The organism is Amycolatopsis sp. NPDC114484, assembly GCF_055633755.1.
In genome coordinates this window covers 132,194-151,807 of sequence record NZ_JBVKDQ010000016.1, presented here as the reverse complement: position 1 = coordinate 151,807, position 19,614 = coordinate 132,194, and the positions used below count along the sequence as shown (strand labels likewise).

At 70.6% G+C, this 19,614-nt stretch carries 18 protein-coding genes; 8 read left to right on the top strand and 10 right to left on the bottom strand.

What is annotated here, in order from left to right:
- Window positions 1–294: 294 nt before the first annotated feature.
- On the bottom strand, window positions 295–1,041 hold the full coding sequence (locus ACZ7SW_RS32750) for a DJ-1/PfpI family protein (RefSeq protein WP_470234224.1): 747 nt from the start codon (window positions 1,039–1,041) through the stop codon (window positions 295–297).
- 72 nt (window positions 1,042–1,113) lie between these two features.
- Complete coding sequence (locus ACZ7SW_RS32745) at window positions 1,114–1,953, bottom strand: sulfurtransferase (RefSeq protein ID WP_470234223.1); 840 nt, start codon at window positions 1,951–1,953, stop codon at window positions 1,114–1,116.
- A 109-nt stretch (window positions 1,954–2,062) separates the two neighbouring features.
- Between ACZ7SW_RS32745 and ACZ7SW_RS32740 the strand changes: the two genes are divergently transcribed.
- The 3 genes from ACZ7SW_RS32740 (at window position 2,063) to galE (ending at window position 5,037) form a co-directional block, all read left to right on the top strand.
- Window positions 2,063–2,785: an iron-dependent transcriptional repressor DtxR gene (locus ACZ7SW_RS32740; RefSeq protein ID WP_470234222.1), complete on the top strand. Its 723-nt coding sequence runs from the start codon at window positions 2,063–2,065 to the stop codon at window positions 2,783–2,785.
- Window positions 2,782–3,966: a galactokinase gene (gene galK, locus ACZ7SW_RS32735; protein WP_470234221.1), complete on the top strand. Its 1,185-nt coding sequence runs from the start codon at window positions 2,782–2,784 to the stop codon at window positions 3,964–3,966. The genes ACZ7SW_RS32740 and galK overlap by 4 nt, the downstream gene beginning before the upstream one ends.
- 90 nt (window positions 3,967–4,056) lie before the next feature.
- Window positions 4,057–5,037: a UDP-glucose 4-epimerase GalE gene (galE, locus tag ACZ7SW_RS32730; RefSeq protein WP_470234220.1), complete on the top strand. Its 981-nt coding sequence runs from the start codon at window positions 4,057–4,059 to the stop codon at window positions 5,035–5,037.
- Window positions 5,038–5,473: 436 nt separating this feature from the next.
- On the opposite strand, the gene ACZ7SW_RS32725 is transcribed toward galE, so the two are convergent.
- Together ACZ7SW_RS32725 and ACZ7SW_RS32720 are read right to left on the bottom strand one after the other, a co-directional pair.
- On the bottom strand, window positions 5,474–6,580 hold the full coding sequence (locus ACZ7SW_RS32725; protein ID WP_470234219.1) for a DUF4192 domain-containing protein: 1,107 nt from the start codon (window positions 6,578–6,580) through the stop codon (window positions 5,474–5,476).
- Between the two features lie 203 nt (window positions 6,581–6,783).
- Window positions 6,784–7,635, bottom strand: a complete 852-nt coding sequence (locus ACZ7SW_RS32720) for a M23 family metallopeptidase (RefSeq protein ID WP_470234218.1) — start codon at window positions 7,633–7,635, stop codon at window positions 6,784–6,786.
- An 89-nt stretch (window positions 7,636–7,724) separates the two neighbouring features.
- Here ACZ7SW_RS32720 and ACZ7SW_RS32715 point away from each other — a divergent pair, with 89 nt between their 5' ends.
- Both ACZ7SW_RS32715 and ACZ7SW_RS32710 read left to right on the top strand, forming a co-directional pair.
- Window positions 7,725–8,861, top strand: coding sequence for a sensor histidine kinase (locus ACZ7SW_RS32715; protein ID WP_470234217.1), 1,137 nt, complete (start codon window positions 7,725–7,727; stop codon window positions 8,859–8,861).
- The gene (locus tag ACZ7SW_RS32710; RefSeq protein ID WP_470234325.1) at window positions 8,858–9,499 is read left to right on the top strand and encodes a response regulator; all 642 of its coding nucleotides are present in this window, start codon (window positions 8,858–8,860) and stop codon (window positions 9,497–9,499) included. Before ACZ7SW_RS32715 ends, ACZ7SW_RS32710 begins: the two co-directional genes overlap by 4 nt.
- On the opposite strand, the gene ACZ7SW_RS32705 is transcribed toward ACZ7SW_RS32710, so the two are convergent.
- Window positions 9,475–11,244, bottom strand: coding sequence for a Xaa-Pro dipeptidyl-peptidase (locus ACZ7SW_RS32705; protein WP_470234216.1), 1,770 nt, complete (start codon window positions 11,242–11,244; stop codon window positions 9,475–9,477). The two genes, ACZ7SW_RS32710 and ACZ7SW_RS32705, sit on opposite strands and share 25 nt — an antisense overlap.
- A gap of 85 nt (window positions 11,245–11,329) precedes the next feature.
- Between ACZ7SW_RS32705 and ACZ7SW_RS32700 the strand changes: the two genes are divergently transcribed.
- A complete protein-coding gene (locus ACZ7SW_RS32700) occupies window positions 11,330–12,847 on the top strand; it encodes a DUF4139 domain-containing protein (protein ID WP_470234215.1) in 1,518 nt (505 codons plus the stop codon).
- Between the two features lie 4 nt (window positions 12,848–12,851).
- On the opposite strand, the gene ACZ7SW_RS32695 is transcribed toward ACZ7SW_RS32700, so the two are convergent.
- Both ACZ7SW_RS32695 and pdxR read right to left on the bottom strand, forming a co-directional pair.
- The gene (locus ACZ7SW_RS32695; protein ID WP_470234214.1) at window positions 12,852–13,283 is read right to left on the bottom strand and encodes a CBS domain-containing protein; all 432 of its coding nucleotides are present in this window, start codon (window positions 13,281–13,283) and stop codon (window positions 12,852–12,854) included.
- A gap of 98 nt (window positions 13,284–13,381) precedes the next feature.
- Entirely contained in the window at window positions 13,382–14,791 is a 1,410-nt protein-coding gene (gene pdxR, locus ACZ7SW_RS32690; protein WP_470234213.1) for a MocR-like pyridoxine biosynthesis transcription factor PdxR, read from the bottom strand.
- Window positions 14,792–14,872: 81 nt separating this feature from the next.
- Between pdxR and ACZ7SW_RS32685 the strand changes: the two genes are divergently transcribed.
- On the top strand, window positions 14,873–15,451 hold the full coding sequence (locus tag ACZ7SW_RS32685; protein ID WP_470234212.1) for a TIGR03086 family metal-binding protein: 579 nt from the start codon (window positions 14,873–14,875) through the stop codon (window positions 15,449–15,451).
- Here the strand turns inward: ACZ7SW_RS32685 and ACZ7SW_RS32680 are convergent.
- The gene (locus tag ACZ7SW_RS32680; RefSeq protein WP_470234211.1) at window positions 15,444–16,355 is read right to left on the bottom strand and encodes a neutral zinc metallopeptidase; all 912 of its coding nucleotides are present in this window, start codon (window positions 16,353–16,355) and stop codon (window positions 15,444–15,446) included. The two genes, ACZ7SW_RS32685 and ACZ7SW_RS32680, sit on opposite strands and share 8 nt — an antisense overlap.
- A 107-nt stretch (window positions 16,356–16,462) precedes the next feature.
- Here ACZ7SW_RS32680 and ACZ7SW_RS32675 point away from each other — a divergent pair, with 107 nt between their 5' ends.
- Window positions 16,463–18,472: a prolyl oligopeptidase family serine peptidase gene (locus tag ACZ7SW_RS32675; RefSeq protein ID WP_470234210.1), complete on the top strand. Its 2,010-nt coding sequence runs from the start codon at window positions 16,463–16,465 to the stop codon at window positions 18,470–18,472.
- Here the strand turns inward: ACZ7SW_RS32675 and ACZ7SW_RS32670 are convergent.
- Together ACZ7SW_RS32670 and ACZ7SW_RS32665 are read right to left on the bottom strand one after the other, a co-directional pair.
- Window positions 18,469–19,068 (bottom strand): hypothetical protein, encoded by a 600-nt coding sequence (locus ACZ7SW_RS32670; RefSeq protein WP_470234209.1) that lies wholly within the window; start codon window positions 19,066–19,068, stop codon window positions 18,469–18,471. The genes ACZ7SW_RS32675 and ACZ7SW_RS32670 overlap by 4 nt on opposite strands.
- 53 nt (window positions 19,069–19,121) lie before the next feature.
- Window positions 19,122–19,610, bottom strand: coding sequence for a hypothetical protein (locus ACZ7SW_RS32665; protein ID WP_470234208.1), 489 nt, complete (start codon window positions 19,608–19,610; stop codon window positions 19,122–19,124).
- Window positions 19,611–19,614 lie beyond the last annotated feature (4 nt).

The window sequence follows — 19,614 nt, the reverse complement described above, 5'->3', positions numbered from 1 at the left end:
CAGCCACACCACGCCCCGCGCCCGGTTCCGCAACAGCGCGCAACCCAACCGCGCCACGCCCCGCGCCGGATTCCGCAGCGAGGCGCTACACAGCCACGCCCCGGGCCGGGCCGGTTCCGCACGAGGGCGGAACTGAACCGCGCGGCAGCCCGAACCCGGTTCCGCAGCAGGGCACAACCCAGCCACGCCGCAGCCCGGGCTCGGGCTCGGGCCCGGGCCCGGGCCCGGTTCCCGTTCCGCAGCAGGGCACAACTCAACCGCGCCGCGACCCGCTCCCCCGCGCCGGGGAAGTGCTCAGCCGCGCGTCCAGACGATGCCGCGCGCTTCGTACTCCAGCATCTCCTCCAGCCCGGCCGCCGCGTCCGAGCCGAGTTCGCGTTTCACCAGCCACAAGGCCAGGTCCAGCCCGCTCGTGATGCCGCCCGAGGTGACCACGTCGCCGTCGTCGACTACGCGGGCTTTCTTGACCACGCCGCCCTGTTGGACAAGCGTGTCGACTGCGCCGTGGTGAGTCGTGCACGGACGTCCGCGCACCAAACCGGCCGCGCCGAGCAGAAGCGTGCCTGTGCAGAGCGACGCCAGAGTCAGTCCTTTGCGCGGTGCGGCGGCGAGCGCGTCCGGCAGCACCCGGCGGTCGATCTCCGCCCAGATGCCCGGTCCTTTCCGCTTCGCGTAACCGCCGCCCGGCACTACGATGATGTCGGCGTCCTGCGGGGACCAGCCGCGCTCGACCTCCACCTTCGTCCCGTACGACGCGTGCACGACGCCCGGTCCGTCCACCCGCACGTACGAAACGTCCGTGCCGCGCTTAGCGTGCATGCCCGCCGCGGAGAACACCTCGTACGGACCGGCGAAGTCCTGCTCCTCGACGCCGTCGAACAACACGACCTGCACCCGCAACGGCCGCCGCCCGGCCGCGGCCTCGGTCCTCGCCGTGGCCTCGGTCGTTGCCACAGCATTAGCCGGGACCGCCGCCGCGGACGTCGCCGCCATCGCCGCTCCGGCCGCCGCCGACCCGCGCAGGAATGTCCTTCGCTCCATGAACGCCGCCTCTCGCTTGGAAAAGCCTTCCGGACGAGAAGTCGGCGCACAGCGCCGAAAGTTCCGGCGGATTCAGCCGCGTTCGGGACCGGTGGCGGCCGGACGTTCCGGATCGCGCGACCAGTGCGACCACGACCCCGCGTACAGCGCGGCGGGCTCCGCTCGCCCGGCGACCTCCAGCGCGAGCACCACCGACGACGCGGTCACGCCCGAACCGCAGTAAGCGCCTGCCGGGACCCCGTCGGCCAAACCCAGCGACGCGAACCGCTCGGCGAGCTCCGACGGCGAGAGCCACCGGCCGTCCGCGCCGGCGTGCTCGGACGACGGCGCGCTGACCGCGCCCGGGATGTGCCCGGCCCGCGGGTCGACCGGCTCGGTCTCGCCGGTGTAGCGGACGTGCGCCCGCGCGTCGAACAGCACGCCTTCGCGCGCGAGCGCCGCCGCGTCGTCCGCGGACAGCACCGGCATGCCGCCCGGCCGGACCTCGATGTCGCCCGGCTCCGGCGACGCCGCCTCGGCCGTCACTTCCCGCCCCTCGGCCAGCCACGCTGTGTAACCGCCGTCGAGCACCGCGACCTCCGGATGGCCGGCCCAGCGCAGCAGCCACCAGGCGCGCGCGGCGACCGAACCGTCGGCGTCGTCGTACACGACCACCGGACGCCCGGCCCGAACGCCGGCTTTCCGCAGCTCACGCTGCAGCACGGCGGGGTCCGGCAGCGGGTGGCGGCCGCCGTCTCCCGGCGGTGCGGCCAGCGCGGTGTCGAGGTCGACGAACACCGCCCCGGGCACGTGTCCCTCCTGGTAGGACTCCGCGCCGGGCGGTCCGCCGAGCCGCCAGCGGACGTCCAGCACGGCGGGACGCTCGCGATCGGGGAACGCGGCGAGCTCAGCGGGCGAGATCAACGGTCGCATGGCCCCATCCTGCAGGTCCGGACGCGGTTCGCGCATCAGGGCAGGACTTTTCGCCGGGGCCGGGCCGTTACGCCGAGGCGGGCCGTCGCTGTCGGGGCCAACGACTACGATGAGCTACGCGGACGAAGGGGACAGCGTGAACGATCTCATCGACACCACCGAGATGTACCTGCGTACCATCTACGAGCTCGAAGAGGAAGGGGTCGTCCCGCTGCGGGCCCGGATCGCCGAGCGGCTGCAGCAGAGCGGGCCCACCGTGAGCCAGACCGTGGCCAGGATGGAGCGCGACGGGCTGGTCGTCGTCGCCGACGACCGGCATCTGCAACTCACCGACCACGGCCACGACCTCGCGGTCGCGGTGATGCGCAAGCACCGGCTCGCCGAGCGCCTCCTCGTCGACGTGATCGGCCTCGAGTGGGAGCACGTGCACAACGAGGCGTGCCGCTGGGAACACGTGATGAGCGAGGCCGTCGAGCGCAAGCTGGTGAAGCTGCTCGACCACCCGACCACGTCGCCCTACGGCAACCCGATCCCCGGCCTCGACAAGCTCGGCGACGGCGATCCCGCGCCGCGCGCCGAGGACGGCCTGGTGCGCCTCGACGAGTTCGCCCGCACCGGCGGCGGCGAGGTGGAGATCCGCCGCATCGCCGAGCACGTGCAGCTCGACGAGTCGCTGCTCACCGAGCTGCGCACGGTCGGGATCGTGCCCGGCGGGCTCGTCACGGTCGGCAAGGCCTCCGGCGCCACCGCGACCGTCGAGGTCAAGGGCACCGAAACCACGGCACAGGTGTCCACCGCGGCGCTGCACGCCGTGCTGGCGCTCGCCAAGTGACCGCGGCGACCGACGCGGCGCGCGCGTTCCGGGAGGTCCACGGGCGGGCCCCGGCAGGCGTGTGGTCCGCGCCGGGCCGGGTGAACCTGATCGGCGAGCATACCGACTACAACGACGGGTTCGTGCTGCCCTTCGCCCTCCCGCACCGGCTCGCCGCGGCCGCGGCCCCGCGCCAGGACGGCAAGCTCCGCCTCGCCACGCTCGGCGACGACGGGCAGCTGCAGCATTCCGGGCCGCACGACATCGCCGCGCTCGAACCGGGTTCGGTGCCCGGATGGGCCGCGTATCCCGCCGGGGTGGCGTGGGTGCTGCGCGACCAGGGTTTCGCGGGCGGCGCCGACGTGGTCATCGCCGGCGACGTGCCGTCCGGGGCCGGGCTTTCCTCCTCTCACGCGCTGGAATGCGCGGTTTCGCTGGCCTTGCTGGGCGTGGCCGGGGTGGAACTCGAAGACGGCGGAGCGAGCACTCCCGCGCGTCCGGAGATCGCGCGCTGGGTGCAGCGGTCGGAAAACGACTTCGTCGGCGCGCCCACCGGGCTGCTCGACCAGACGGCGTCGCTGTGCTGCGAGGACTCGCGGGTGCTGTTCCTCGACGTCCGCTCGGGCGAGATGGAGCAGGTGCCGTTCCCGCTCGGCGAGGCCGGGCTCCGGGTGCTGATCATGGACACCCGCACCAAGCATTCCCACGCCGACGGCGGCTACGGCGCGCGGCGGCGCGGCACTGAGCGCGCGGCGGAGCTGCTCGGCGTGAAGGCGCTGCGCGACGTCACGCTCGACGGCCTCGACGAAGCGCTCGCGCCCCTGCCCGCGGATCTGGTTCCGCTGGTGCGCCACGTGGTCACCGAGAACCAGCGGGTGCTGGACGTGGTCGCGTTGCTGCGGGAGAAGAAGCTCGCCGAAATCGGGCCGTACCTCGACGCCTCGCACGTGAGCATGCGCGACGACTACCGCATCTCGACGCCGGAACTCGACCTCGCGGTCGACTCGGCCCGCTCGGCCGGGGCGCTGGGCGCGCGGATGACCGGCGGCGGATTCGGCGGCTCGGCGATCGCGCTGGTCCGCGACGAGGATCTGGACGGAGTTCGCACCGCGGTCGAAACCGCCTGCGAGCAGGCCGGGTTCCGCCGTCCGCGGATGTTCACGGCGGTGCCGTCGCGCGGCGCGGGCCGCGACGAGGCCTGATTTCCGGAGCAACCCCCGGAGGGTCCGTCGCGTCGCATTGAGGGGAGACTGTGCCGCACAGTCGCCACCCCTCAGCAGAAAGGCCTTGACGTGACGGACCAGCAAAGCCCCCTGAAGCTCATCGTGACGGGCGGCGCGGGGTACGTGGGCAGCGTGTGCGCCGCCCGCCTCATCGAAGCCGGTCACCAGGTCACCGTGGTGGACGACCTGTCGACCGGGCACGCGGACGCGGTGCACCCGCAAGCGCGCTTCGTCGAGGGCGACGCCGCCGAGGTCGCCGCGGACCTCCTCGGCGAAGGTTTCGACGGCGTGCTGCACTTCGCCGCGAAGTCGCTGGTGGGCGAATCGATGGCCGACCCGGCGAAGTACTGGGAAGGCAACGTGGTGACCTCGCTGCGGCTGCTGGAAGCGATGAAGAAGCACGGCACGCCGCGCCTGGTGTTCTCCTCCACCGCGGCGACCTACGGCGAGCCCGACGTCTCGCCGATCCCGGAAACGGCCCCGACGCAGCCGACCAACACCTACGGCGCGTCGAAACTCGCCATCGACCACGCGATCACCAGCTTCGCCCGCGCCCACGGCATCGCCGCGGTCAGCCTGCGGTACTTCAACGTGGCGGGCGCCTACGGCGCGTTCGGCGAACGGCACACCACCGAAACCCATCTCATCCCTCTCGTCCTCCAGGTCGCGACCGGCGACCGCGAACACATCTCCATCTACGGCGACGACTACCCGACGCCCGACAAAACGGCCGTCCGCGACTACATCCACGTGGTCGACCTCGCCGACGCCCACCTCCTCGCCCTGCGCCACGCCGCCGCCGGCGAGCACCGCATCTACAACCTCGGCAGCGGCACCGGGTTCTCGGTGCGCGAGGTCGTAGATGCCTGCCGCCGGGTCACCGGGCACGCGATCCCCGCCGTCGTCGCCCCGCGCCGCGCCGGCGACCCGTCGGTGCTGGTGGCGTCGAGCGACAAGGCCAACGGCGAACTCGGCTGGACGCCCAAGCTGACCGACCTGGACGGGATCGTCTCGGACGCTTGGCAGTTCACCCAGTCGCGTCTTTCCTGACGGCGATTCCCGACCGCGGCGGCGCGCCGCGGGCCGTGTCTGGTTTCGGCAGTGGTGTTTCGGGGCGGGGATCCGGGCGGATCCTCGCCCCGCATCGTTGCGGGGAGCCACGAACGTCGTTCAGACGCGCCGAGGCAGGGCGCCCAAGTTCCCACCGGTGCGACGTCGGCTCGGGACCACGGACGGAATCCGGCTCGGGCGCGTCCGCGGCGGGATGACAAGGTTCCACTCGCCGCCCCGCACCGTGCACAGCGGGCGCAGTGGCGGAACTCTGCCTGACGCGATCGAACGCCGCGGCGAGGCACCAAGGCGGAATCCGGCTCGAGCAAGGCTTTCCGGCACCGCGCGGGGCTTCGCCGGAACCCGCCCGCCGCCGAGGCATTGAACCGGTTCACGGGGCCGCTCTCCGCCCTTCTGACGCGTGGTCAGACCCCGGTCATCTCATCCCTCTCGGCGGCCCCGATCTTCGACCCCGCTCGCTGGCACTCCCCGGTTCCGACGGCGGAGCGAGCCCGAGATCCACCGCCGTGCTCAAGTCGGCGAGGCCGGTCAGCTTCGCCGGATCCATGCCGATGTTCCAGGCAGTCTGCAGCAACTGCGCCACCATATGCTCAGGATCGGCCTCGACAGCGTTCGCCAGAGCCATCCCCGCGAGCGCGCCTTCCCCGCGCATCAAAGCGGTGTACCCCAGATGGAGCGCGGCCTCGGCGCGATGCGGCGGCGGCAGTTCGCGGACCAGCGTCAGCCACACCTCCTCTGCCTCCCGGGTCAGCGACGTATGAGGCGGGACCGCAAGAGCCATGCACGCGTCCCGGACGGGGGTGAACATCAACGCGTGGGCCAGCCGGACGGCTTGGTCGTCATCAGGCGGGCCCGCACCTCGACGGTGGCGGAGGAACGCTTCGCGGAGTTCGGTGACCGCGGCGTCCAAGACCTCGATCTGCGACATTCCGGTGCGGTACAACGGTTCCGGGGAGGATTCCAGCAACTCGGCGCGACGAGTGATCGCTTGCGGGGAACGCGGTTCCAGTACCGCCGCCAACTCTTCACGGCTGCGAAAGACGACGAACCCCGCCTCCGTCGTCGCGGCGGCGATGACGGTTTCCTGCGGATCGGGCACCACGCCGCCGCAGTCCGGGTCGAGATAGCACGCCCACTCCGCACCGGGTTCGATCTCGGAGGCCCACAGTGCGTGGAACAGGCGGAGGCTATGTCGAGCCAGGACGCGCTGAAGCTCGGCTAAGAATTCCCTATGCGGTGGACCGTTTTCGTCAGCCGAGCCGCCGACAAGGACGACGGTGACACCGTTGTGCTCGCGATCGGCGAAGCGCGGGATCAGCGCATCCGCTTGCTCCGCTTGGAGTTCTCGCGGCGGAAGGTCGGCGCGCAGCATCAGGCCGATCGTGGTTCCGGGGACGCGGTGTCCCAGCAGCACAAGGGAATCAGCCGGACGGAAGCCGAGCAGGTACGGGAGGGAAGCGATGAGGTCGGCCGGATTGCGGAGGGTGGCCCGGGAGATGCCGGGCGGCGTCGAGGTGGTCACGCCTCCACTGTGCGCCGGGAATGCGCGAATCGGGACGAACGCGGCAAATCTGTGGAGGCAGGAGGCAGTTGTGGACAACCGTGTCGCCGACAGAGACAACCGGCGGGAATTGTCGGTGGGGTGTGCATCGACCAACGCTGTCCACAATAGACAAATGCTGCCGGAACCTGCCAACGGCTCCGGCAGCATCGGTCACAAAGCCCTCAGCCGCAGTGTTCGAACGGACTCGTGTACGACGACGAGCCGACCGAACCGCCCCACTTCACGCACGTCGAACCGGCGGTCTTCTTCACCGGACCGGCGTAGTAGGTGTAGTTCCCCGAATCGGTCGCCCGGGTCGAGCCCTGCACCTCCAGGAACGCCGAAACCGCACTGGCCGTCCCCAGCGAAACCGCCTTCAGGGTCGTCACGCAGTTCTCTTTGGAGGACGAGTTGTACAGCAGGTACGCGGTACCCGCCGTCCCCAGCGCCTGCTGGTCGATCACCGAGAAGCCCGACCCGCACACCTGCGTCGCCGAGTACGGGTTGCCGCCGCAGCCGTTCTTGCTCGTGAAGTCCTTCTTGCCGTAGTACGGCACCGCGACGCCGTTCAGCACGGCCTTCTGCGTCACGCCGTTCAGGTTCTCCTCGAAGTGCAGATGCGGTCCGGTCACCCCGCCGGTCGCGCCCGCCTTGCCGATCTCCTTGCCCTGCCCGACGCTCTGCCCCACCGAGACTTCCTGCTCGGACAGGTGCGCGTACCGGGTCCGCCAGCCGCCGCCGTGGTCGAGTTCGATCCACCGGCCGTAGCTGGTGCTGCCCTCGTTCGCCACGCGCGTGACCGTCCCGGGCGCGGCCGCGAGCACCGGCATGCCGGTGATGCCGGACTTCTGGAAGTCGACCGAGTTGGCCGGGTTGTGGCCGCTGAAGGTCGCCGCGGTGACAGTGACGCCGCACTTGAACGGCACCTGGAAGTTGGGGGCCGCGGACGCCGTCGACTGGGCGGCGAGCGTCAGGCCGCACGCGGGCAAGGCCACCGCGGCCGCGACCGCCGCGAACCGTCTCAATCTGGACATGGGGCGTACCTCCTGGTGGGGGATATGTCCGACACCCTCCAGCCAAGCCCGGGCCAGTACATTTTCCGTACAAGACGGATGGAGGGCCCATGGGCACACCGGCTGCCTCGCTCGCGAAAGCGCGGCGGCGGTTCGAGGGCGCCGACTGGGTGCGCTGGGGCGTGCTCGCCGTGCCGACCCTGTTCGCGATCCCGAACGCGCGGCCGTGGACGTGGCCGCTGATCGGGCTGGTCCTCGTCTTGTCCGTCCCGGCGCTCTGGCTCACCCGCGAGTCGAACCCGCGCTGGCTGATGCCCGCCACCATGATCTCCGTGGTGGCGGCGGCCGGAGCGCTCTGGGTCCTGCAGCCCGGCAGCTGGACGTCGACGACGATGTTCGGCGCCGCCTTCTACACCCTGCGCGTGAGCAGCCGGACCGCGGCGGGGATCGCGCTCGGTGTGGCGTCGGCGGCGATCCTCGTCTGGTCGATCACCTATCAGCTCGACTGGCTGAACGTGGTCTCCCTCTTCGCGATCCTCGTCGTGATGGTGCTGCTCGCGGCCAACCGCCGGGGCCGCGCGGAGCGGCTGGAGCAGACCGAGCTCGCGCTCGCCCGCGCCCAGACCGCCAGCGAGGAGCACGCCCGCGCGGCCGCGCTCGCCGAACGCACGCGCATCGCCCGCGAGCTGCACGACGTCCTCGCGCATTCCCTCGCCGGTCTCGCGCTCAATCTTCAGGGCGCGCGTCTGATGCTGGTCCGCGACGGTGCGAGCGAAGAGTCTCTCGCGCAGATTGAACGCGCGCAGAAGCTCGCGACAGACGGTCTCGCCGAAGCACGCAAGGCCGTAGCCGCGCTGCGCGAAGACGCCGTACCCGTCGAGCGCTCGGTGTCAGACCTTCTCGCCGCGTACAGGCTCGACACCGGCTCTCGCGCCGACCTGGTACTCGAAGGCGAACCACGCGAGCTAGACGCAGCTGTCGGCACCACGCTCGTACGCGCCGTACAGGAAGCCCTCGCCAACTCGCGCAAACACGCAGGCGGTCCCGCCGTAGACGTGACGGTGGCCTTCAACAAAGACGAAGTCGACTTAACGATCATCGACCACCAGGGCCGCCGTCCGCCGGAGTCGCCGTCGCCGGGATACGGTTTGCGTGGCATGGGCGAACGGGCCGCGCTGTTGAACGGGAAGCTCGAAACCGGCCCTGGGGAGGACGGATGGCGGATTCAGCTGACAGTGCCGGCGTGACGCTGCGCGTGGTGCTGGCCGACGACCAGGCAGTAGTGCGCGAAGGGCTTGTAACGCTGCTCGGGCTGCTGCCCGGCGTCGAGGTCGTAGGTGCGGCGGCAGACGGCGTACAGGCCCTCGAACTTGTCTCGGAACACCAGCCGGATGTACTGCTCGTCGACCTGCGCATGCCGAACCGCGACGGCGTCGAGACGACCGAAATGGTCCGCGCGCAGCATCCGAAGACGGAAGTCGTCGTCCTCACCACGTACGCCGACGACGATTCCCTGCTCGCCGCGCTGAAAGCAGGCGCACGCGGGTTCCTCACCAAGGACGCCGACGCCGACGCGATCGTCCGCGCGCTCCGCTCAGCCGCCGCCGGTCAGTCCACTGTGGACGGCGCGCTCCAGCAACGGCTGGTAGCGGCCGCGACCAGCCGCGCGCCGGTGCGCACGAAGGAGCTGGAAGGCCTCACCGCGCGCGAAGTCGAGGTGCTGCGGCTGATCGCGGCGGGGCTGTCGAACACGGAGATCGCGCGCACCCTCGTGGTCAGCGAGGCGACGGTAAAGACGCACGTCAATCACCTGTTCTCCAAAGCCGGTCTGCGCGACCGCGCCCAAGCCGTCGCGTTCGCCTACCGCGCCGGGATCGCCGAGTAGAACGCCTTCTTCCCGCCGACGATCGGCAGCGTCACCGTCGTCCCGGTCAGGTCAAGCGACAGCCCGGTGCCCGGATCCGGCCGCAGCGTGAAGTCGTGGTCGCTGGACGCCAGCACGAATTCCAGCCGATGCCCGGCGGCCACGATGTAGTCCTTCGGCATCAGCGAAACCTCGATGCGGTACCGCTGTCCGGGCGTGATCGGCGACGTGACCGACGGGCTGACGCGGTTCTGCGGATCCGTCCAGCCCCGGCTGATCACGTGGGAAGTGCCGTCCGGTGCGCGGTCGAGCAGCACCGCGGTCACGTTCGCGGCAGGGCGGTCGAACGACAGCTGCAGCTCGGCCTTCGCGGTGCCGGACAGCCGCACCGGCTCGGTGGTCGCGGAAGTGCGGTAGCGCAAGCGGTTCCCGGACGACGCCGCGTCGGCGAGCTGTTCGATCTTCTTGCTCGCGTCGTCGGCCAGCGTCTCGACGGTCGGACGGCCTGGCACCGGCTGCCGGTCGAGTGCCCCGGTCGAACGTCCGCCCGGCCACGGGTGCAGCTCGACGTCCGAAGTGCCTGGCGCGGGCCATTCGGCCTCGTCGACCCACGACTTGTCCTCGCGCTGGATGGTCGCCTTCGGCTCGCGCTCGATGCCGTTGTCGATTCCGTAGAGGTAGTGCGACATCCACTTGTTCAGCGTCGTGAGCCAGACGTCGCGGCGCAGCGAAATCGGGTCCGCGTGACCGGACTGGTGCAGCCAGATCTTGTGCTCGACGCCGTGCTTCTTCAGCGCTTCGTACCAGGTCGCGACCTGCTCGGTCTTCACGTTCCAGTCGTTCAGCCCGTGCACCGCGAGCACCGACGCGTGCACCTTGCCGACGTCGTCGCGGTAGTTCCGCACGTCCCAGAACTTGCCGTAGTCCCCGGTCAGCCGGTCCTGCTCGGCGGTGAGACCGTCGAGCACCGGGCGGCAGACCTGCTGGTCAGCGCGCGAATAGACGTAACCGGCGAGCACGTCGGTGTCCTCGCCCTGGTATCCGCCGGGGGCGACGACCGCGCCGGCGTTGCGGTAGTAGCCGTACCAGCTCGAAATGGCGGCGATCGGCACGATCGTCTCGAGCCCTTCGACGCCGGTGCTCGCCACCGCGTTGGGCAGCGTGCCGTTGTACGACACGCCCATCATGCCGGTCTTCCCGGTGCTCCAGCTCGCCGTGACCGACGCTCCGGCCTGGGTGTGCGCCTCCGCGCGGCCGTTCAGCCAGTCGACGACCGAGCGCGCGCCGATCGTCTCGTTCACGTCGCCGGTCGTCGGGCAGCCGGTGGACAGCCCGGTGCCGAGGGATTCGCCGTACACGACAGCGAATCCTCGTGCGGTGAAGTAGTTCTGGTAGCTCCACCCGATCGGCGAGGCGACATGCGGACCCGGCACGTACAGCTCGGTGTCGACGTCGTGGTTCGGCACGTCGTTGCCGCCCGCGAAGTACGGGCTCGCTTCGTACACGACCGGCACCTTCATGCCCTGCTCCGTAGCGCGCGGACGTACCACTTGCGCGTGTACGAGGTCAGGCTTGCCGTCGTGGTCGCTGTCGACGGGCGCGGTGACCCAGACGTCCTCGCGGATCACGTCGGCCGGATCGAAGACCGCCTGTGCTTGACCATCGGTGAAAACCGGCGCTGGCGGCGAAGCAGCTTCAGCGACCGCGGGCACGAACAACGTGGCCACTGCGACGAAAACGGCAGCGACCCGAGCGGCAACTCCCACCAGAACCCCCAAGCTGGACGAAGCAGGCGAGCAAGTTGAGACTTCCGTCAACCGCAAGTCGCGTCAACCGACTAACGTCGGAGCCATGGACGCACCGATAGTCACGGTCACGGTCTATCCGCAGCACGCGCGCGTCACCCGTCGCTGTCAAGTCACTCCGGCCGACGGGCCCCGCGTAGAGATCACGGGTCTCCCCCTGTCGCTCGACGCTGCTTCGGTGCGCGTGAGCGGCGCGGGCGACGCGTTGGTCACCGGCGTCGACGTCGCGTACGCGCAGCACGCCGCGCCTGCTGACCCAACGCTGCGCGCGCTTGTGGAGCAGCGTCACGCGGACCAAGCCGCTGTCGACGAGGTCGCGGACGACGAGAGCGCCGCGTCGGCGCGCGTCGACCTGCTGACCGGCGTCTCGCGACGCAGCGGAGCAAGCTTCGCGAAGGCGTTGGCCGGTGGCGACGCGGAACCGGGCCGCGTCCAAGAAGTTAGCGAAGCACTCAGCACGCAATTGGCGGTGGCGCTCAAGGAACGTCGCGCGCTCACCACGAAGCTGGAGCGGCTGCGCGAAGACCTCGCCGCGCTCGACCGTCAGATCGAAACTCGCAGCGCACAGTCCGAACAGGACAGTTCGACGATCGTGGTGGAGCTGGAATCCCCTGCCACCGCCGAAATCGAACTGTCCTATGTGGTCCCCGGCGCGCGCTGGGAGCCCGGGTACGACGTCCGCGTACGCGGCACTGACGTCACCGTCACCTCGTACGGACTCGTCAGCCAGCACACCGGCGAGGACTGGCCGGAGTGCGAGCTGACGCTGTCCACCGCCCGCCCGGCGAACACCGTCGTGATCCCAGAACTCCAGCCTTGGTACCTGGACCGGCAGCAGCCAGAACGGCGATCGATGGCACCGCCAGCGCCCGCCGCGATGGCGTACGGCGCCGCGGGAGGCGGCCGGGACGGCTTCGCCGCGCACGTCGCCGAAGTGGAGCAGGGCACCACAGCGGTCACCTTCCGTCCGGCGCGCCCGGTCGCGATCCCGTCCGGCGCGCAAGGCCACCGGACGACCCTCGCGCAACTGGACCTCACTGCGGAGCTCGACTACGTGACCGCGCCGACGCAGGCCGAGGAGGCCTACCTGCGCGCGAAGGTGGTCAACACCGCGGAGCACACCCTCCGCGCCGGTCGGGCCGCCGTGTTCCACGAGGCTGAATTCGTCGGCAGCACGCAGCTGGACCTATGGGCTCCCGGCGAGGAACTCGAACTCGCGCTGGGCGTCGACGACCGGATCCGCGTCGAACGCGAGCTGGTCAAGCGCAGTGCCAGCAAGGCGACGTTCTCCGCGCAACGCCGCCGCGAAGCCGATTACCAGACGACCGTGACCAACCACAGCCCCCGCGAAGCCGTGGTGGCCGTGCTCGACCAGGCCCCGGTCTCCCGGGACGACTCGATCACCGTGCGGGACCTTCGGCTCAGCCCGGAGCCGGTCGAGCGCACCGAACTGGGCCAGTTCACCTGGCGGCTCACGATCGCGCCCGGGGCGTCCGCGACGGTCTCGCTCGGCTACCGGGTGGACGTCGCGAAGGGCGTCGAGCTCAGCGGCTGGCGCGAGTGAGCCCTCAGCCCTGGGAGATGTAGGCCTCCAGCTGTTCCTGGCTCTGTTCCAGCTGCTCCATCCGGATCTTCACCACGTCGCCGATGCTCACGATCCCGGCGAGGCGCCCCTCGTCGAGCACCGGCACGTGCCGGATCCGCCGTTCGGTCATCACGACGCTGAGCTGGTCGACCGGATCGTCCGGCGCGCAGCTGGCGACCATGGTGGTCATGATGTCCGCGACCGGCCCGTCGAGCACCGAAGGCCCGTGGTCGTCGAGCCTGCGCACGACGTCGCGTTCGGAGACGATCCCGGCGATCCCGCCTTCGGCGTCCACCACGACCATCGCGCCGACGTTGTGCCTGGCGAGCCCCGCCAGCAGCTCGGCGACCGTCGTCCCCGGCGACACGGTGGCGACCGTCGCGCCCTTGCGCTGAAGCAAATCCGCGATCCGCATGGCGATGCCCTCTCCTCGGTGAGTCGGGTCACCACAGGTTAGGGCCCCGCCGCCGTGTGCGAAAGTCCAGCGGGACGCGTCCGTTCGTGGTAACGCGCTCAGCCGTCGAGCACCCGGCGCAACCGGGCGAGGCCGGGTCCGATCTGGTCGGTCGCGATCGCGCCGTAGCCGAACAGCAGCCCGTGCCGCCGAGCCGTCACGGAGAAGTCGCCGAGCGAGAACAGCCGGACGCCCGCCCCGGCCGCCTTCCGCGCGAAGCCGCGCAAGTCCCGGTCCGCCGACGCGCTCAGGTGCAGACCGGCCGACGCGGGCACCGGCTCCAGCACGTCGCCGAATTCGGCACGCAGGCCGGCGACGAGGAGGTCGTGCCGGGCGCGATAGATGCCGCGCATCCGGCGGACGTGCCGGGCGAATCCGCCCTCGGCGAGGAACGCGGCGACCACCGCCTGCTCGATGCCCGGGGAATGCCAGTCGGCGAGGTATTTCGCCTTCACGATCGCCTCCGCCAGCGCGGGCGGCGCGGCGAGAAAACCCAGCCGCAGCGCGGGCGACAGGACTTTCGAGAACGAGCCGACGTAGACCACCCGACCGTGAGAATCCAAGCTGTGCAACGGTTCCAGCGGACGCCCGGAGTAGCGGAACTCCGTGTCGTAATCGTCCTCGACCACTACCGCCCCGTTGTCCTCAGCCCAATCCAGCAGCGCCCGCCGTCGCGCGGGCGACATCGCGACACCCAGCGGGTACTGGTGCGAAGGCGTCACGTGCACCAGGCGAGTGCCCGGCGGGATCGCGTCGACCACGATGCCTTCGTCGTCCACCGGAACCGGCGCGACCCGCACGCCCAGCGTGCCCAGCAACAGCCGCGGCGGCGGGTAACCGGGATCCTCGACCGCGGCCAGGTCGCCGGGCCGCAGCAGGACCCGGGCGACGAGGTCGATCGTCTGCTGCGCGCCCGAAGTGATCACGAGGTGTTCCGGGCGTACGCGAACATTCCGGGACACCGCGAGGTGCCGCGCGAGCTCGGTGCGCAGCCGGGGATCGCCTTGCGGTTCGCCATAAGTCATCAGCTCCGCGCGGGAGCTGCGCAACGCCTGGGTCATCAGTCGACGCCAGGTGTCGAACGGAAACAGCCGTACATCGGGCACTCCGGCGCGGAAGTCGAACTCCGGCGGGTTGGTGAACGCTTTCGGCGGAGCGGGCACGTCTGTCCACTCTGGACGCGGCTGGACGCCCTCCGCGAGCCCGGCCGGCTCGGCGGGCCGTGGCGCGGCACCGGCCCGCACGTACGTTCCGGCTCCGACCCGGCCGGTGAGGAATCCTTCCGCGGCGAGGCGTTCGTACGCCGCGGTGACAGTGGTGCGCGAAACGGCCAGCTGGTGCGCCAGTTCCCGGGTCGGCGGCAGCGCGTCGCCGTCGCGGAGCCGCCCGTCGAGCACCGCTTCGCGGATCTGTCGGTAGATCTCGTCGCGATGGCCGCGGGTGCCGGACAGGTCCAGGTGCAGGTCCACGCGTCCAGCCTAGATTGGTCCACCGCGGTTAGCTCCGCTTTGGCTCTCTTCCTGGACCGATCTGCCGGTTAGCGTGAACCTATGACCACGTTCGACCTCGACCGGCAGTCCCTGCTCGTCCTCGACCCGATCGTCGCGAAGACCACCGCGGCGGACCTCGACCGGCCCACGCCGTGCGCCGGCTGGACGCTCGCCGACCTGCTCCGCCACCAAGTCAGCGAAAACCACGCCTTCGCCGAAGCAGCGCGCAACGGCTCCGCGAAGGACTGGGACCGCGGTCAGCTCGGCGAAGACCCGTACGCCGCGTACGCAGCTTCGGTGACCGACTACCTCGCCGCGTATGGCGAAGCCGACGTCGCGGAACGCCAGATCGCCATCAACACCTTCGGCACCTTCCCCGGCACAGTCGCGACCGCGATGCACCTCGTCGACACCGTCGCGCACGGCTGGGACCTGGCCAAGACCCTCGACGTCGCCTACGACCCGGTGCCGGAGGCGGTGCACGCCGCCCTGCAGTTCGCTCTCATGATCCCGGCCGACCCGAAGGCACGCGTCGAGCGCGGGACCTTCGCGCCGGTAGTGCCCGTCAGCACCGGCGAAAGCGAACTGGACCAGTTCCTCGGCTTGCTGGGCCGCGACCCGGAATGGCGGGTCAGCTGACCTTGTCCGCCGGCGCGGACCAGGTGTCGCAGGCGGCCGGGCCAGCTCCGGTGTAGCCGGCCTTCGCCCAGGCCAGCTGGTTCGCGCGGGTGCCGTGGTCGCCGCTGTCGTCGGCGCGGCCGTAATCGGCGACGGCGGCGTTCGCGGTGGCCCGGCTGATCGACCCGCGGTCGGACGCGGCGTGCAGGAACAGCGCGCCGAAACAGTTGGCCTGCAGCTCGATCCGGCGCACGACGGCCTTGTCCGCGTCGCTGGTCGGCTCCGGCGAACCCATCTCGGCGCTCGCCGCGTCGAGGATGCCGCTCTCGCGCTGGACGTGGTGGCCGTACTCGTGCGCGAGCGTCGCCAGGTGCCGGGCGCGGCTCAGCCCGGCGTCCGCCAGCATCCACTCGGTGGGCGCGTAGATCGTGGCGTCGCCGCCGCAGTAGTACGCGACCGCCTCGTCCCGGGACGGCGCGCTGCCGCAGGCGCTGGTCTTCGGCAGCGTGACCGACACCTTGACCGGCAGGTTCGGCTCGTCCGCTTTGTCCAGCGCCGGCTGCCACGCCTGCTTCAGGCAGCTGACCAGCGCGGTGTAGAAGGCCTTGAGCTGCTCCGGGTCCCGGCTCAGCTCCGGCAGGTCGCACGACGCGGGACCGAGCGCGACGCCCTCGGCGAGCAGCGGATTGCCGCTGAGCTTGCGCACCGGTTTGGCGTCCTGGCGGTCCGGCATCGCGTCGGCGTCCGGGGCCGCGACGGCGTGCCCCGACACCTCGTGCGGCACCGCTGCCATGAGCGCGAGCGTGACCGCGACGATCGCCACCGCCGCGACGGCGCCCAGCGCTTTGCCCGCCTTTCGGCGCGGCGGAGCCTGCGGTGGCCGTGATGCTGGAGGAGGCCACGAGCCCCCGGCGTAATACGTCATTCCTCCCCCTCCCGACCAGCATACGGAGACCGCGAGCCGCCCTGGATCACGAAACGGGAACGCCGGGCTCCTGGCCTGATCCGCGACAGGCAGCGAGACTGGACGCTATGACTGTCGAAGATCCGTACCTGTGGCTGGAAGACGTGACGGGCGACGAGGCGCTCGAATGGGTCCGTTCGCGCAACGCGGAGACGCTGGACGTGCTCACCGCGAGCGAGAGGTTCGGGCAGCTGCGGGACTCGATCCGCGAGGTGCTCGACGCGGGCGGCCGGATCCCGTACGTCGCGCGCCGGGGGACGCACTACTACAACTTCTGGCAGGACGCCGAGCACCCGCGCGGGCTGTGGCGGCGCACCACGCTGGAGCAGTACCGCACCGGCGAACCGGACTGGGAGATCCTCCTCGACGTCGACGCGCTCGCCGCCGAGGAGGACGAGAACTGGGTCTGGAAGGGCGCCGCGGTGCTGCGTCCCGGGCACCGGCTCGGCCTGGTCCAGCTGTCGCGGGGCGGCGCGGACGCGACCGTCGTCCGCGAGTTCGACCTCGACGCGCACGAGTTCGTGCCGGACGGCTACACCCTGCCCGAGGCGAAGCACCGGATCGGCTGGATCGACGCCGACCGGGTGTACCTCGGAACCGACTTCGGCCCGGGGTCGCTCACCACGTCGGGCTATCCGCGGCTGGTGAAGGAATGGCGGCGCGGCACCCCGCTCGAAGACGCGGTGCTCGTCGCCGAGGGCAAGCCGGACGACGTCGCGGTGATGGCGTATCACGACCCGACCGAGGGTTTCGAACGCGATTTCGTGCGCCGCGCGATCGACTTCTACCGCACCGAGTACTTCGAGCGGACCCCGTCCGGACTGGCCAAACTGGACCTGCCCGAGGACGTCGAGGTGTCCACGCACCGCGAATGGCTGCTCGTGCACCCGCGCAGCGCGTGGACCGTCGGCGGCGCCGAACACCCCGCGGGCGCCTTGCTCGCGATCCGCTACGACGCGTTCAAGTCCGGCGACCGTGATTTCACCGCGCTGTTCACCCCGGACGCGCACACGTCGCTGGACTACTACACGTGGACCCGCAACCACTTGCTGCTCGCGACGCTGCACGACGTCAAGTCGGAGCTGCGCGTGCTGACGCCGGGCCCGGACGGCTGGGCCGAGGCGGAACTGGGCGGCGCGCCGGAATTCGGCAGCGCGCAGATCGTCGACACCGAACCGGACGTCGACGACGAGTACCTGGTGGATTCCTCCAGCTACGTCCAGCCGTCCACGCTCACCCGCGGCGTCGTCGGCGGCGACGTCGAGGTGCTGAAGCAGGCGCCTGAGTTCTTCGACGCGACCGGAATGGAGGTCAGCCAGTACTTCGCGACGTCGGACGACGGCACGAAGATCCCGTACTTCGTGGTCCGTCCGCCGGGCGCGGAAAACGGCCCCACGCTGCTGTACGGCTACGGCGGTTTCGAAGTTTCGCTGACCCCGTCGTACGGCGGCGTCGTCGGCCGGGCCTGGCTGTCGCGCGGTGGCACGTACGTGGTCGCGAACATCCGCGGCGGCGGCGAGTACGGGCCGGAATGGCACATGCAGGCGGTGAAGGAGAACCGGTACAAGGCGTTCCAGGACTTCGCCGCGGTCGCGCGCGATCTCGTCGCGCGGGGCATCACGACGAAGGAACGGCTCGGCATCCAGGGCGGCAGCAACGGCGGGCTGCTGATGGGCGTCATGCTCACCCGCTACCCGGAGCTGTTCAGCGCGATCGTGTGCCAGGTGCCGCTTCTCGACTTGAAGCGCTATCACCTGCTCTTGGCCGGTGCTTCGTGGATGGCCGAATGGGGCGACCCGGACGTCCCGGAGGAGTGGGAGTACATCTCGAAATACTCGCCGTACCACAACGTTTCCGCCGATGGCGAGTATCCGCCCATCCTCTTCGTCACCTCCACCCGCGACGACCGCGTGCACCCCGGGCACGCGCGCAAGATGGCCGCCCGGATGCGCGAGCAGGGCCACGACGTGGAGTACTTCGAGAACATCGAGGGCGGCCACGGAGCGGCGGCGGACAACGAACAACTCGCGTTCCGTTCAGCGGTCGCGTACGAATTCCTCTGGTCGAAGCTTTCCTAGACCAGTCCCCGGGGCCGCGCCCGCACGCGCGGCCCCGGGCGCACCGGCGGTCCTTTGCGGACATCCGCGAGGGCCCGTTCGAACCGCGCCCAGGCATCGGTGACGAACGCGAGCCACGGCATGCCCAGCCGCCGCAACGCGCGCCCGTGGCCGACGAGCACGCCGCCGGTTTCCAGTATCGCCCTGGCTCGCCACTTCGCCGTGGCCGCGATTCTTTGCCGCCGCAACCGGTCCACGTGATAGCTGAGCCGCCGTTCCACCCCGGCGAACACGCGTGCGGCTACCTCTGTGGTGACCGGGTCGCGGGTGCCGTCTCGCAACGCGCGGTAGTAGCCGAGCGCGAGAACGTCGGAGATCAGCTGGCTCATCACGTCGCTTTTCCCCGGTTGGCTCGCGGTTTCGAACAGCCGGGCGACCAGTTTTTCCTGGTACAGCTGGTCTTCCGCGGTCAGCTCGTCCGGCGCGCGCTGGAACCGGCGGAGGCTGCGCGCCACCACCGGGTCCAGCCGCACGCCGCTCCCCCACGCCGGCTGCGGCCGGACCTTCCGCCGCCGCGCCTCCGCCTCGAACACCGCACTCCAGTCCACGGCGGTCATGCTGCCGTCCGGATGTGCCGTTGCGGCGGGGAGGTTGTGGAGATTCGGTGGAGCTATGGGCTTAGCAGCGCGGCGGCGGCCCAGTTGCTCACTTTCGGATCGCCTAGGCGGGATTCGGTGAGCCATCGGGCAGCCTGGCGGGCCGCGTCCGCGTCCTCGATCAGCCCGTACCGTCCGGGCACGATGCCGGTGGCTGCGCGGACATCCTCGACCAGACCGCCGAGACAGCGCCAGGTGTGCCAGAGTTCGCACTCGTAACCGGCCAGCTCGAACCCGAGCATCTCGCCGGAGGTGCTCGCGCCCTCCTCGATCCGCCCGACTACGACGCTGGTCTCGCGATTCCAGCCGTCCGCGACGATCTCGCGGACGATCGGCGCGGCGTCCTCCGGCTCGAAGCCCACTTCGAGCACGGAAAGCCCGGTTCGCCGAGCGAGGGCGAGGTCGCGGAACCAGTCGTCGTGCACCTCGGCGACGCATTCGCTCATCGACACGAGTTCGCTGGTCCGCCGCACGGCACGGTAGCCCGCCGACACGAGGGTCATGACC

Bases quoted from the DNA above. Each gene is read 5' to 3' on its own strand.
- ACZ7SW_RS32750 (WP_470234224.1), bottom strand. From the start codon at position 1,041: ATGGAGCGAAGGACATTCCTGCGCGGGTCGGCGGCGGCCGGAGCGGCG.
- ACZ7SW_RS32745 (WP_470234223.1), bottom strand. From the start codon at position 1,953: ATGCGACCGTTGATCTCGCCCGCTGAGCTCGCCGCGTTCCCCGATCGC.
- ACZ7SW_RS32740 (WP_470234222.1), top strand. From the start codon at position 2,063: ATGAGCTACGCGGACGAAGGGGACAGCGTGAACGATCTCATCGACACC.
- ACZ7SW_RS32720 (WP_470234218.1), bottom strand. From the start codon at position 7,635: ATGTCCAGATTGAGACGGTTCGCGGCGGTCGCGGCCGCGGTGGCCTTG.
- ACZ7SW_RS32715 (WP_470234217.1), top strand. From the start codon at position 7,725: ATGGGCACACCGGCTGCCTCGCTCGCGAAAGCGCGGCGGCGGTTCGAG.
- ACZ7SW_RS32700 (WP_470234215.1), top strand. From the start codon at position 11,330: ATGGACGCACCGATAGTCACGGTCACGGTCTATCCGCAGCACGCGCGC.
- ACZ7SW_RS32695 (WP_470234214.1), bottom strand. From the start codon at position 13,283: ATGCGGATCGCGGATTTGCTTCAGCGCAAGGGCGCGACGGTCGCCACC.
- ACZ7SW_RS32685 (WP_470234212.1), top strand. From the start codon at position 14,873: ATGACCACGTTCGACCTCGACCGGCAGTCCCTGCTCGTCCTCGACCCG.
- ACZ7SW_RS32680 (WP_470234211.1), bottom strand. From the start codon at position 16,355: ATGACGTATTACGCCGGGGGCTCGTGGCCTCCTCCAGCATCACGGCCA.
- ACZ7SW_RS32675 (WP_470234210.1), top strand. From the start codon at position 16,463: ATGACTGTCGAAGATCCGTACCTGTGGCTGGAAGACGTGACGGGCGAC.
- ACZ7SW_RS32670 (WP_470234209.1), bottom strand. From the start codon at position 19,068: ATGACCGCCGTGGACTGGAGTGCGGTGTTCGAGGCGGAGGCGCGGCGG.
- ACZ7SW_RS32665 (WP_470234208.1), bottom strand. From the start codon at position 19,610: ATGACCCTCGTGTCGGCGGGCTACCGTGCCGTGCGGCGGACCAGCGAA.